The 12,564-nt window shown below is 59.0% G+C and carries 11 protein-coding genes; 3 read left to right on the top strand and 8 right to left on the bottom strand.

The window, feature by feature from the left end; translation table 11 throughout:
• Nucleotides 1-5: 5 nt before the first annotated feature.
• Nucleotides 6-818 carry an isocitrate lyase/phosphoenolpyruvate mutase family protein gene (locus tag ACI77H_RS20830; protein WP_407013604.1) on the bottom strand — a complete coding sequence of 271 codons (813 nt, stop codon included), beginning with the start codon at nt 816-818 and terminating at the stop codon, nt 6-8.
• 33 nt (nt 819-851) lie between these two features.
• Entirely contained in the window at nt 852-1,934 is a 1,083-nt protein-coding gene (locus ACI77H_RS20825; protein WP_407013603.1) for a bifunctional transcriptional activator/DNA repair enzyme AdaA, read from the bottom strand.
• A 337-nt stretch (nt 1,935-2,271) separates the two neighbouring features.
• On the opposite strand from ACI77H_RS20825, the gene ACI77H_RS20820 reads away from it, so the two are divergent.
• Nucleotides 2,272-3,672 carry an O-antigen ligase family protein gene (locus tag ACI77H_RS20820; protein ID WP_407013602.1) on the top strand — a complete coding sequence of 467 codons (1,401 nt, stop codon included), beginning with the start codon at nt 2,272-2,274 and terminating at the stop codon, nt 3,670-3,672.
• Nucleotides 3,673-3,717: 45 nt separating this feature from the next.
• Here ACI77H_RS20820 and ACI77H_RS20815 read toward each other — a convergent pair whose 3' ends face one another.
• Nucleotides 3,718-4,614 (bottom strand): DMT family transporter, encoded by an 897-nt coding sequence (locus ACI77H_RS20815; protein WP_407013601.1) that lies wholly within the window; start codon nt 4,612-4,614, stop codon nt 3,718-3,720.
• 102 nt (nt 4,615-4,716) lie between these two features.
• Between ACI77H_RS20815 and ACI77H_RS20810 the strand changes: the two genes are divergently transcribed.
• Nucleotides 4,717-6,048: a PLP-dependent aminotransferase family protein gene (locus tag ACI77H_RS20810; RefSeq protein WP_407013600.1), complete on the top strand. Its 1,332-nt coding sequence runs from the start codon at nt 4,717-4,719 to the stop codon at nt 6,046-6,048.
• 85 nt (nt 6,049-6,133) lie between these two features.
• On the top strand, nt 6,134-6,721 hold the full coding sequence (locus tag ACI77H_RS20805) for a LysE family translocator (protein ID WP_407013599.1): 588 nt from the start codon (nt 6,134-6,136) through the stop codon (nt 6,719-6,721).
• Between the two features lie 8 nt (nt 6,722-6,729).
• On the opposite strand, the gene ACI77H_RS20800 is transcribed toward ACI77H_RS20805, so the two are convergent.
• The 5 genes from ACI77H_RS20800 to ACI77H_RS20780 all read right to left on the bottom strand — a co-directional run bounded on the left by ACI77H_RS20800 (nt 6,730) and on the right by ACI77H_RS20780 (nt 12,288).
• A complete protein-coding gene (locus ACI77H_RS20800) occupies nt 6,730-7,563 on the bottom strand; it encodes a helix-turn-helix domain-containing protein (protein WP_407013598.1) in 834 nt (277 codons plus the stop codon).
• Nucleotides 7,564-7,598: 35 nt separating this feature from the next.
• Nucleotides 7,599-8,102, bottom strand: coding sequence for a VOC family protein (locus ACI77H_RS20795; RefSeq protein WP_407013597.1), 504 nt, complete (start codon nt 8,100-8,102; stop codon nt 7,599-7,601).
• Between the two features lie 93 nt (nt 8,103-8,195).
• Nucleotides 8,196-10,691 carry a TonB-dependent siderophore receptor gene (locus tag ACI77H_RS20790; RefSeq protein WP_407013596.1) on the bottom strand — a complete coding sequence of 832 codons (2,496 nt, stop codon included), beginning with the start codon at nt 10,689-10,691 and terminating at the stop codon, nt 8,196-8,198.
• An 84-nt stretch (nt 10,692-10,775) separates the two neighbouring features.
• Complete coding sequence (locus ACI77H_RS20785) at nt 10,776-11,759, bottom strand: FecR domain-containing protein (protein ID WP_407013595.1); 984 nt, start codon at nt 11,757-11,759, stop codon at nt 10,776-10,778.
• A 4-nt stretch (nt 11,760-11,763) separates the two neighbouring features.
• Nucleotides 11,764-12,288 (bottom strand): sigma-70 family RNA polymerase sigma factor, encoded by a 525-nt coding sequence (locus ACI77H_RS20780; protein WP_407013594.1) that lies wholly within the window; start codon nt 12,286-12,288, stop codon nt 11,764-11,766.
• Between the last annotated feature and the right edge of the window lie 276 nt (nt 12,289-12,564).

Below are 12,564 nucleotides of genomic sequence, written 5' to 3'. Positions count from 1 at the left end.
GACGATCAAGCGTTTCCGACTGATTTCAGCAGGGCGTTGACTTCCCCGTACGTAAAGGCCTTGAGTTGGCTGCTGTCGAGTTTGCCGGTCTCCAGAAAACCCTTGGCCAGGCCTGCCATGGCGCCGTACAGAAACTCGGCGATGGCGGAACCCGCGCTCAAACGCCGCACACCCAGGGCTTTCAACGTGTGCGGGGCGGGTAAGCCCGGCAACGCGAGTATGTTCACCGGCAGCGAGGTGCCGTTGCACAGCGCGGCAATCTCGTACTCCGCCGAAACACCTGCCGCGAACAGCCCGTCAGCACCCGCCGCCTGATACAGCGCCGCGCGTTTGAGCGTTTCCGCGACGCGGTCTTCGGCCGGCACAAGGCTCTTGAGGTACACATCGGTGCGGGCGTTGATGAACAGCTTCACCTCGCGGCGCTCGGCAACCTGACGGGCGATTTCGATCTTGCGGGCCAGCAGCTCGGGCGGGGATGCACCGTCTTCGATATTGATCCCGACGGCACCGGCAGCGATCACCGCATCAATCACCTCGGCAACCCGCGTCAGGTCATCGGAATAGCCGGCCTCGATGTCCACGGTCAGCGGCAGGGAAATCACGCGGGCGATGGATTCGATGGTCGAGACCAGGCGTTCGAGGGGCAGGGCATTGCCGTCCGCGTAACCGTGAGACCAGGCAACTGCCGCACTGCTGGTGGCCACGGCTTTGCAGCCCAGTTGCTCGACGATGCGCGCCCCGGCGGCATCGGCGACGTTGGTGAGAATCAGCAGACCGTCCTGATGCAGCCTGTGGAATTGCTGGTCGAGCGTGTTCATCGAATTTCCTTCCTTATGAAAAACAGCCATGAGTCAGAACGCGAGTTGTCGCGTGACCTGCACCGCAGCGTTTTCCAGTCTGAGCAGAAACGCCTTGCGCGGTTGTCCTCCACCATAGCCCGTCAAGGAGCCGTCCGCGCCGATCACCCGGTGGCAGGGCACGACAATCGAAAGGCGGTTGTGCCCGTTGGCCAGGCCCACGGCGCGGCTGGCACCGGGTTTGCCCAACCGCGCGGCGATGGTGCCGTAGGTGCTGGTCTGGCCGTAGGGGATTTTCGCCAGTTCGGCCCAGACCTGCCGGGAGAATTCGGTGCCTGGCAAGTGCAGCGGCACCTTGAATTCGGTCAGTTTGCCGGCGAAATACAGCGCCAGCTCTGTTTCGATCTGCTGTAAGTGAACGTTGTGCCCGGGCGCGACCGCATAGCCATGACGGTTCTGCAACGCTTCGACTTCCCGGGTCAGCGCCGGACGGTCGAGAAACTCCAGCAGCACCAGCCCGCGCCGTTCGGCCATGGCGATCATCGGCCCCAGCGGCGTGGTCAGGCGCGTGAACAGCAAGGGCTCGCTGTTGGCCGCACGACCGGGAGTGATGTGAAAAGATTTCTGGAAGGCGTCGCGAAACCCGCTCAGGGATTCGTAGCCGGAATCGAACGCTGCGCTGTCGATGGAATCGCCCTGTTTGATCCCGCCCAGCGCCATGCCGAGGCGTCGGGTGCGCAACCATGCATGGAAGGTCATGCCGAAATGTTGCTTGAACCAGCGTCGCAGTTTCAGTGGCTCGATGCCTTCGGCCAGCAACTGGGCATCGGTCCAGCGCAGCTCGGAATCGGCGTCCACCGACTGGAGCAGCTTCTGTACCCAGTCCGGCGCGATGGCGGCCGCGTCCAGCGGTTTGCAACGCAGGCAGGCGCGGTAGCCGGCGGACAGGCAGTCATCGGCATGGGCGAAGAACTCGACGTTCTCCGGTTTCGGTTTGCGCGCCGTGCAGCTGGGGCGGCAGAAGATGCCGGTGGTTTTGACCGCAGTAAAAAACACCCCCTCGTAGGTAGTGTCTCGTTCGAGCATGGCGCGGACCATCTCGGCGTGGGGCGGAAGCACAGCGTTCTGTAGGTTCATGGGCTGAGCATAAGGCGCGTTGGCCGGGGGCTCCACCGGAAAATCGACAGAGAATTGCGGTCAATCATCATCACCCTTCGATGCGGTTCAGTTCGGTTTCCAGCGCGCATCCGAGTGGCAAGTGCAAAGAGCTGAGCCTCTCCCAATCGGTAATGCTTTTCGCAGCCTTACTGCAAATATCGGGCAGTTGCATTTTCTTCGGAGAAAACTCCTACAACTGTTAAAGAAAAATCCCACCAATTTTTAGGATCAGACCTAAATCCTAACGCATTAAGAATATGACATTTTGTGTATGCAGAATAATTTGCTGTGACTAGTCAATGAGAATCATCCTTCCATGTTTAATGAAAAGTTAGTTTCGGTTGCTCCGGTGGTTGCGGCGCTGGTCGCGTTTTTATCGGTTTCAACGATGCTTCGCGTTCCGGGTCTGCCTGTCGGCGTCTCGGAACTTTTTGTTTTATTTTTGGCGATTGTGCTGATTGTTAAAAACAAATTCCTGTCGCACTTTAAACACCCACTAATTTTGTTTTGGGCTTTTTTTATTGTGACTGCTGTGGCGGGTTATATAACAGGCTCTGAGCGCGGCGAAGGTCGGATTTACACGGGTGCTGCTTATTTTTATGTGGCCTGTTTTACAGTGGTGGTGTTGGGCTATGCTGCCGATTTGGAAAGATTTGAATTTCACAGATACCTTCGGGCAATAATTACCATTCCTGTTTTTCTACTGTTTATCCCACTGTCGTTGTTTTTTTCAGGGGATATCTGGCTGTCAGATAGATTGGGAGTGAATACGGATTTTTATCCCTCACGAGTAGCGGCATGGTCGGTTAACCCTAACCAGCTTGCACTTTTTCTGCTCCCGATTCCGTTCTGGCTGGCGGCAATTTCTCAAGGCCAGTACTGTTCAAAAGTGCGGATCGTAAAGACGTTCGTCTTTCTCTGGTTTCTATTTTTTTTAGGTTTTTGTGTCAGAAGCGATGCACTGCTGCTGGCTTGGTGCATCGGAATTCCTCTGCTGACAGTGTTGGTCTCGTGCTGGTTGAAAAATATTAATTGGAGATTTTTCACCACCATGCTCCTGGCTTTCCTGCTTGCATTTGTTGTTTTCAAATGTTTTTTTGACGGCGTGGGTCAGCCATTTTTCGACGCCGTTCAGGCACAAATGAAATCGTTGTCTTCCGATCCGGTTGTCAGCGTTGAGGACGTCAATACGGACGTGTTTGAACAGGCGATACCAACGCAAATCCACCTCGATCAATTTGATTGTGAATGTGATAGCAAGCAAGTAAGTCAAACAGACTCAGTAGCGCCCGCTTTTGGGCGATCTGATTCCGTGTTTGGAGTAGGGCTTGATCCAAATAAAGTAGGCGTGCGGAAAATGTTGTGGATACACGCAGTGGATGTTTGGAAGTTGTCGCCCATATTTGGTCATGGGCCAGGGGCGTTTTCCTATCTGGATATGCCCGGCCAAAAGCATGAGGCTCACAATTTGTTGTTAGATATGCTTACTCAAGTAGGTGTTGTCGGGGTTGCTTTGTTTGCGGCGACTTTATTATGGTTGGTTATAGGTGCAATTAAAGCCAAAGATCCGTTTTCACTCATGTTGCTCCTCGCGTTGATCGTGTTTTCCGGCGCGCATTTCATACTTCGCCAGCCGGTTTTTATGATGTATCTCGTCATCACCGCGGTGGCGATAGAAAAACGTTTTTTTGTTCTGATAAATACATCACGTCAGTGACGTCCACATCGTTAAAGACGTGTGCGGTTCCACCATTCATAGCCATTACTTCGCGAATTTTTTTGCCCCGGCAACACACAGGATCACGGCCACGGTAACCGCCAGCATGCCGATGCTGACCTGCTCGCGAAGCAAGGTCGCCGCCAGCGCCAAGCCCAAAAACGGCTGCAAGAGTTGAAGCTGCCCGACCGCGGCAATCCCGCCCTGCGCCAGCCCGCGATACCAGAAAACAAAACCGATCAGCATGCTGAACAGCGACACGTATCCCAGGCTGAACCAGGCCGGTGTGCTGATACCCGAGAATGATGCGGGTGCGAGCCACCACGTCAACAGCGCCATAACCGGCAGCGACAGCACCAATGCCCAGCAAATCACCTGCCAGCCACCCAGTGTCCGGGACAGTTTCGCCCCTTCGGCATAACCGAGGCCGCAGGCTAGGATCGCCGCCAGCATCAGGAGGTCGCCTTCAGGTGAGGCAGTCAGTCCTTGGGACACGGCGAATCCCACCACCAGCAGACTGCCCAGGACCGAGAAAAACCAGAACACCGGCCGTGGCCGCTCACCACCGCGGAGCACGCCAAACACGGCGGTCGCGAGTGGCAACAAACCCACGAAGACGATCGAGTGCGCCGACGTCACGTATTGCAGCGCCAGCGCCGTCAACAGAGGGAAGCCGACTACCACGCCCATGGCCACGATGAACAACGGCAACAGCTGGTTCCTTGCAGGACGCTTTTCCTTGAACAGCCACAGCATGCACAGCGCCAGAACGCCGGCGATGGTTGCCCGTGCGACGGTCAGGAACACCGGGTCGAATTCCAGCACCGCCACGCGCGTGGCCGGTAGCGAGCCGCTGAAAATCACTACGCCGATCAATCCGTTGATCCACCCGTTGGTGGTCTTTTCCTGGGGCTGGCTGTGCAGGTTCGATACGCGTTCCATTGAGGTCACACTCGACAGAGGGTTAAAGTGGCGGGTTGCCTTGAGCGCATCGTATGGCCGACTATAAAGACAATCAAAAAATTGTCATGGATACATCGCCCTATGCCTCGCTTGCGCTACAAGTCGCTCGTCGACACCTTTGCCGCAGACATCCGCTCAGGACATTTGCCGCCCGGTGCGCGCCTGCCAACCCATCGCAAGCTCGCCGCTGAGCACGGGTTGGCCCTGGTGACCGCCAGCCGCGTTTACGCAGAGCTTGAGGCGATGGGCCTGGTCAGTGGTGAAACCGGGCGGGGCACGTTCGTCAGGGAGACATCGCTTCCCCCCGGCCAAGGCGTCAGCCAGCACGTGGTTGCCGTGGGTATGGCCGATCTCAACTTCAACTACCCGTCATTACCCGGTCAGGCGGATCTGTTGCGAACGGCCTTGCGTCAACTCGCGTTGTCCGGCGACCTGGAATCTCATTTGCGCTATCAACCCCATGCCGGGCGCCTGCATGAGCGCGCATCGATTGCGAACCATCTGGTCTCACGCGGGTTGAACGTCCAGGCCGAACAGGTATTGATCGTCAGCGGTGCCCAGCATGGCTTGGCGGTGACGATGATGGCGTTGCTCAAACCGGGTGATGTGATCGCGGCGGATGCGTTGACCTACACCGGTTTCAAAGTGCTGGCCGAATCGCTGCACCTGGAAATCGTGCCCATTCCCGCCACGGAGACCGGGCCTGATCTCGATGCATTGCAAGCACTTTGCCGGCGCCGCTCGGTGCGGGCCGTCTACACCATGCCGACGCTGCATAATCCGCTGGGCTGGGTTATGGACGCTCAGTGGCGCAACCGGTTCGTGTCGATTGCGCGCCAGCATGACCTGTTGATTATTGAAGATGCCGCGTACGCCTTTCTGGTCGAAGACGCCCCGGCACCGGTAGCTGAATTGGCATCGGAACGGACTGTCTATGTGTCGGGGTTCTCCAAGAATGTCGCCACGGGTCTGCGCGTGGGCTTCGTCGCTGCGCCCGTCGAGAAAGTGCCTGCGCTTGAGCGTGCAATCAGGGCCACCACCTGGAACACCCCCGGCGTGATGACGGCGATTGCCTGCGCATGGCTCGACGATGGAACCGTGAGCCAACTGGAAGCACAAAAGCGTGCGGACGCGCAGGCCCGACAAGCCATGGCCGCCGATCTGCTGAAAGGACTGCGCTGCATGACTCATCCCAATTCGTACTTTCTGTGGTTGCCACTGGCGGAAGACGCCAGAGCGGATCAGATCGCAATGGAGTTGATGCACGAGCAAGTCGCCGTCTCCACCGCCGAACCTTTTGCGACCTCTGTCCACGTCCCGCATGCAATCCGGTTGGCGCTAGGGTCGGTGGACATGGATTCGCTTCGATCTGCGCTGATCAAGGTCAAACGGGTGGTCGGCGCTTATTCCTAGAACGGGTGGGCAGTTTTCTTCAATACGTGGACCAACTCGCACCTTACCTTGAGGCCTGGTTCAACTGAATTGAAGAAGGTATGCAATGAGTCTGATTATTTCGATGGCAGCGTTTGCCCTGGTGGCCTCGATTACACCGGGACCGGTGAACATTGTCGCGTTGAGTTCCGGCGCGCAATTCGGTTTTCGCGCCAGTCAGCGCCACGTGGCCGGCGCAACACTGGGCTTTGTGTTACTACTGATATTGATGGGGTTGGGGCTGCATGAAGTGTTGCAGGCATGGCCGGCGCTGACGCGGGTGGTGCAACTGGCCGGTGTGGCGTTTCTGTTGTTCATGGCGTGGAAACTGGCAGCGGACAACGGGCAACTCGACGCCAAGGATTCAGCGCGGGCGCCGTCGATGCTGTATGGCGCCGTAATGCAATGGCTCAACCCGAAAGCCTGGCTGGCCTGCGTGGCCGGCATGGGCGCGTTTGTCGCGGACGGCGAGGCGCGGCTGGTCTGGCAGTTTGCCGCGGTGTATCTGGTGATCTGCTACCTGTCCGTCGGCTGCTGGGCGTACGCCGGGACTTTTTTGCGCGGCTATCTGAACAACCCGGCGGGGATGCGCGTGTTCAACCGGGTCATGGCGTTCTTGCTGGCGATGAGCGCGATGTATCTGTTACTGCCTTGATCGAACATTCAGCCGCGATACTGCCCCGGTGTCGCCGCCAGATGCTGTTTGAACGCCCGCTGAAAATGCGCCTGATCGGCAAACCCTGCTTCCAGTGCCACGTCGGCGATCAGCTTGCCGCTGCGCAATCGATCCTGGGCAAACTGGATGCGTCGATTGACCAGGAACGCATGGGGCGTCATGCCGTAATGCTGTTTAAAGGCGCGGATCAGATAGGACGGCGACAGTTGCGCGGCGTCGCAAATGTCTTCGAGTTTGAGCAGTTGCGTGCAGTTGTCGCGGATGTAGTCAGCGGCGCGCTCCAGTTTGAAATTGGGCTCGCGCAGGGGGTGATCGCCGGGGTTGAGTCGTTGCTGCACTTCAGTGAAGAACTCGACCGCCGCGCTGTGTTTGCTCAGTACGTCCTGCTCGCTGTCGACCAGTATTTCGTACAACGCCTTCAGGCCGACAAACAGGCTGGCGTCAGACGTATGGGTGATGGAAAACCGTCGAAACGCCAAGTCGCTGCTGAACCCCAGTTGATGCTGCAAGTCGGTGAGCCACGGCGTCGCGACGTACAGCATCAAGTACGACCAGGGCTGGTCATCGATCGGATTGCAGGCATGGACGTCGCCGGGGTTCATCAGCACCACGGTGCCGGCGCTGACCTGAAATTCCGATTGCTCATGGATGTAAGTACTGCGCCCGGCGGTGATCGCGCCGATGGAAAAGTGCTCGTGGGCATGCCGGGTGTAACAGACCTCGCGTCCGTCGGCGATGGCGCGGGCCTCAATGAAGGGCAGGGCGTCGTCGCGCCAGAAGCGTGGGGCCTTGTCGGCGTCTTTGCCAGTGGTGGGCTTCATCGTCGGTGTCCTCGTCAGGTCAGCACCGGAGTGTATTAGCTCTCGCCGTCAAAGGCTCGTTGCAGTGCAGCAATGTCGAGTTTTTTCATTTGCAGCATCGCCTCCATGGCGCGTTGTGATTTGGCCGTGTCGGGGTCCTTCATCATGTCCATCAGCGCAATCGGCACGATCTGCCATGACAGGCCGAACTTGTCCTTGAGCCAGCCGCATTGCTGGGCCTGAGGGATGCCCCCCGCGCTCAAGGCATCCCAGAAGTGATCGACTTCCTCCTGGGTCTGGCAATTGACCTGGAATGAGATCGCCTCGCCGAACTTGAACACCGGGCCGCCGTTGAGGCCGGTGAAGCTTTGTCCGTCGAGCTCGAAGCTGACCGTCATGACCGAGCCTTCGGGGCGGCCATGGAATTCGAAGCCGGCGTGGCCGTAGTAGGTCGTGGCGGTGATTTTTGAATGATCGAACACCGAGCAGTAAAACTTCGCGGCTTCCTCCGCCTGATCGTCGAACCACAGGCAGGGCGTGAGTTTCTGAACGCGTTGCATGGCGGTAATCCTCTCCACGGGGCACTCGTGCTGAACGTTCAGAGTAGTCAGCCATGAGTGCTCCGGAAGTACCGTAGATCGACAACTTGCCGATCAGAAATCCCAGCGGGTGGTCAGTTGCACATTGCGAGGTTCGCCGTAGAACCCGGTGCCAAAGTTACCGAGCCCGGTGTAATAGGTCTGGTCGAACAGGTTCTTCACGTTCAGCGTGGTGCTCAGGTGATCGTTGAAGCGGTAGCGCGCCATGACGTCCACCAGGGCATAGCTTTCCTGAGTGATCTTCGAAGACTGGCCGAAGTTGACCGGGTCATTGGGGTTGGGCTGGAACACATGGCCGAAGAACTCGCTCTGCCAGTTCACGCCGCCGCCGACGGTGAGTTTTTCCAGCGTCCCTGACAGCCGATAGGTGCTGAACACCCGAACTACCTGTTCCGGCGCGGTGGTTTGCAGGATCGAGCCGTAGACGTAATCGCCCTTGGCATCGCGGGTGTGGTTGTAGCTGTAGCCGGCCGACAGGTTCCAGCCTTCCATCACTTCACCGGCGACTTCGACTTCAAAGCCTTTGGTCGTGGCGCCTTGCACCGGGCGGTACACCGACTCGGTATCGACGCCGCTGACGTACTCGGCAACGTTGTCCTGCTCGATACGGAACACCGCGAAACTGGCGTTCAGGCGCCCGTCAAGCAATTCGGCCTTGAGTCCGGCCTCGTAGCTGTCGCCTTGCACCGGGTCGAGCAGTTTGCGCTCGGCATCTTTACTCATCTGCGGCTGATAGATGCGGGTGTAGCTGGTGTACACCGACCAGGTGTCGTCGAGGTCGTAGACCAGCCCGGCATACGGGGTGAGCACGCCGGTCTGGCGGTAGTTGTCGCGCACATCCCGGGTGTTCGGGTCGCTGTAGTCCAGCACATCGTTGGCCGTGAACTGACTGACCCGGGCGCCGAGGATCACCGCCAGGTCCTCGGTTGGCTTGAGTCGGGTGGCCAGGTAGGCACCGGTCTGACGCTGGTCGATGTCGTTGTCGCCGACCTTGGCAATGTCCGGTTTCGCGAACTCGCCGCGCCAGTCGAAGATGCTGCCGTCGAGGGGCGGGTAAACCGAACCGTGCACCGGGATGTCCTGGCGGGTGTGCATCGCCATGAAGCCGGCGATCAACTCATGCTCGCGGCCCGCCAGGCTGAACGGGCCGCTGAAGTTGACGTCGAGGTTGTCCTGCAACTGATCGCCCTTGAACCGGCCCATGTACATGAACATGCCGTTACCGCTGAGCGGGTCCGGATGGCCGCCGCTGGCCGAGGCGAGGAAGGTGTCGTGCTGGCGATGCTTGCGGTCGTAGTTGACCTTTAACGTCCAGTCATTCGCCAGTTGCTGTTCCAACGAGGCGAAGATCGTCTGGTTGGTGAAGTCGCGCCGGCTCCAGTCGGTGGCCGGGTTGAACGAACGGGAAAAATGGGTCCGCGAGCCGTCGCTGTTGTACATCGGGAAACCGGTCCAACTGGCACCACGGGAGCGGGTATTCTGCTGGTCGATACCGAAGGTCACGAGGGTGCCCTGCGTCAGGTCGGCTTCGAGGATGCCATAAGCGATGTCGCGAGTGTTGCGGTAGTTGTCCAGATAAGCGCTGCGGTCCTGATACGCCCCGACGAAACGCCCGCGCACGCTGCCGCTGTCGGTCAGCGGGCCAGCGATGTCGCCGATGCTGCGATAGTTGTCCCAGGAACCGACGGAACCGCTGATCGAGGCCTTGAACGCTTTGCTCGGGCGCTTGCGGATCAGGTTGACGGTGGCCGATGGGTCGCCCGAGCCGGTCATCAGACCGGTGGCGCCCTTGATGATTTCGACGCGATCGAAGGTCGCCATGTCGGTGCTGGTGGTGCCGTAATCGTAGACGCCGTCGTAGTCGGTGTTGACGTCGTCGTACTGGAAATTGGTGATCGGCAAGCCACGACTGGAAAACTCCCAGCGCTCGCTGTCGTAGTTCTGCACGCTGACGCCGGGTACTCGGCGCAGGGCGTCGGCGATGCTGGTGGAGCCTTGATCGTCCAGTTGCTGTCGGGTGATGACTGACACGGACTGCGGGGTTTCACGCAAGGACAGCGACAGCCCGGTGGCTGAAGAGGTCGAGCCGAGGGTGTAGGCGTGGCTGTCTTCGGTGATGGCGCCGAGCGCCTGGCCGGAAACGTTGGTGGTGCCAAGTTCCAGCGGCCCACCAGCGACCTGCAGGACATAGCCGCGATCACCCTGAGGCAGGGCTTGCAAGCCATTGCCTTGCAACAGTCGCTGCAAGCCCTGTTGCACGGTGAATTCGCCATCAAGCCCCGGGCTGTATTTATCACTCGCCAGATTGTTGCGGCCGGCGAGGAAGATCCCTGCCTGCTCGGCGAAACGATTGAGTGCACTGACCAACGAGCCGGCAGCGATCACGTAATGGCGCTTCCGGCTGCCTGATTGTTCATTGGCGTCGGCCGTTTCGGCGTGGGCGAAGGTCGGGGTAACACTCAGCAACGCGACCGGAAGGGCCAGTGCCAACGGACGCCAGGCAAAACGAGTGCGAGCGAAGGAGTCGCGCAAAAAGGTGTTCCCTGACATCAGATCGATCGGCAATTGAAGGGCTTCACAGGGTTGACCGAACGAAAAACCAAAAAGGGAACTGTGGCGTTGAATGTTTTTGATTCACGCTTTTGGCGCGACGTTGACCCACCAGTCCATGGTTTTTTCGACGCGTATCGGTAGCGCCGCTTCCAGAAGGCGCAAGGCTTGATCGGTGTCCTTGAGCGGAAACGAACCCATCACCGGCAACCCGGCGATGGCCGGGTCGCACGCCAGATGCCCCGATCGGTAGCGGCTCAACTCTTCGATCAACTGCCCCAGTGGCAGGTTATCCGCCAATAACAAACCACGGCGCCAGGCTTCGCGGCCCGCCGCTGCTTCGGTGGAGGGCAACGTGTGGTTTTGGCTGAACGCCAGTTGTCGTCCGGCCTCGACCACTTGCACCTGGCCCTGAGTGGTTCGGACTTCGACCGCGCCTTCGTAGACGTTGAGCAACGTCTGTTGTTCTTCCTGACGCACACTGAAGCGCGTGCCGAGCGCGCGCATCCGGCCCTGGGCGTTTTGCACCAGAAACGGTCGGCTGCTGTCCTTGGCGGTGTCGATCAACACTTCTCCGGCACTCAACAGCAGCAGGCGTTGCGTGGTGTCGAAACGCACATTCAATGCGCTCAGGGCGTTGAGCCAGATCCGGCTGCCGTCGCTGAGCAGGCTTTCGCGGGTTTCGCCGGTGCCGGTAGAGAGGTCGGCAGTCCAGCGGCCCAAGGCGTCCGGCAGCGAAGTTTCGCGCCAGGCATTCCAGCCCAGCAGCCCGCCCGAGGCGAGGATGAGCAGGCTCTTGACCGTTTGCCGGCGGGTGATTGGCGAGCGCGCGGTGTTGCGCAGTACCAGGCCGGCGGCCTGCGCCTGATCGTCCTGCAGCGCGGCGAAGCGCTGACCAACACGCTCGACATAGCGCCAGGCCGCCTGATGATCGCCACTTTGCGCCAGCCAGGCTTGCCAGCGCTGACGCTCGTGTTCGTCGACGTGCTGATCGTTGAGTTGCACATACCATTGCGCCGCCTGTTCCAGGCTGGCATGGCTGATGGAGTTGGAGGAGAGGGAGGGCATGGCGTTACTCGATCAACAGGCCATCGAGTTCGGCCTCAAGCATCGCGCAGTGCATCAGCGCTTGCGCCAGGTACTTTTTCACCATGCGCTCGCACACGCCGAGTTCTTCGGCGATGGCGCGGTAGGGCAGGCCATGCAACTGGGCAAGGATGAACGCGTCGCGCACATTCTTGGGCAGGCGCATCAGCATGGCGTCCACTTCGTACAGGGTTTCGACGATGATCGCCCGTTGCTCCGGCGACGGTTGAACGGCTTGCGGGCGCGAGGCCAGCGTCTCCAGCCACGCCTGTTCGAGTTGCCGACGGCGCCAGTGATCGATGCACAAGCCCCGGGCGATGGTGGCCAGGTAGGAGCGTTCGCGGCTTTCGCAGTCGAACACCCGAGGGCGCTTGAGCACCCTGATGAAGGTGTCATGGGCAAGGTCGGCGGCATCGAACGCATTGCTCAAGCGACGGCGCAGCAGCTCATGCAGCCAGCGGTGATGAGTGACGTAAAGGTTCTGAACGCTGGAAGAATCGGCGACCATCATCGTGAACAGATATCCAGGGGCGACAGGCGCCGTGGTTGCAAATAAGAATTGGTCGCGATTAAAACAAAAGGTTCCGCTGTGCGCAAATGATATTGGTTTACTTTTAGGAAGTATGAGTTTGTGTATAGTCAATATGACGTCTAACGGTGTCATTTTGACTATTTTTCAATTGGGTCAAATTGACTGCGCACGCTCTAACCCATTGATTTAAAGGTGTTATGAACCTGGCACGAAACCTGAAGTAACTAACGTACAACTGGTTTGATTCGGGAGTAC

The organism is Pseudomonas sp. O230, assembly GCF_045447035.1.
Classification (GTDB): Bacteria; Pseudomonadota; Gammaproteobacteria; order Pseudomonadales; family Pseudomonadaceae; genus Aquipseudomonas.
The sequence above is the reverse complement of the archived record's forward strand: the minus strand, read 5'-3'. Positions and strand labels throughout refer to the sequence as shown.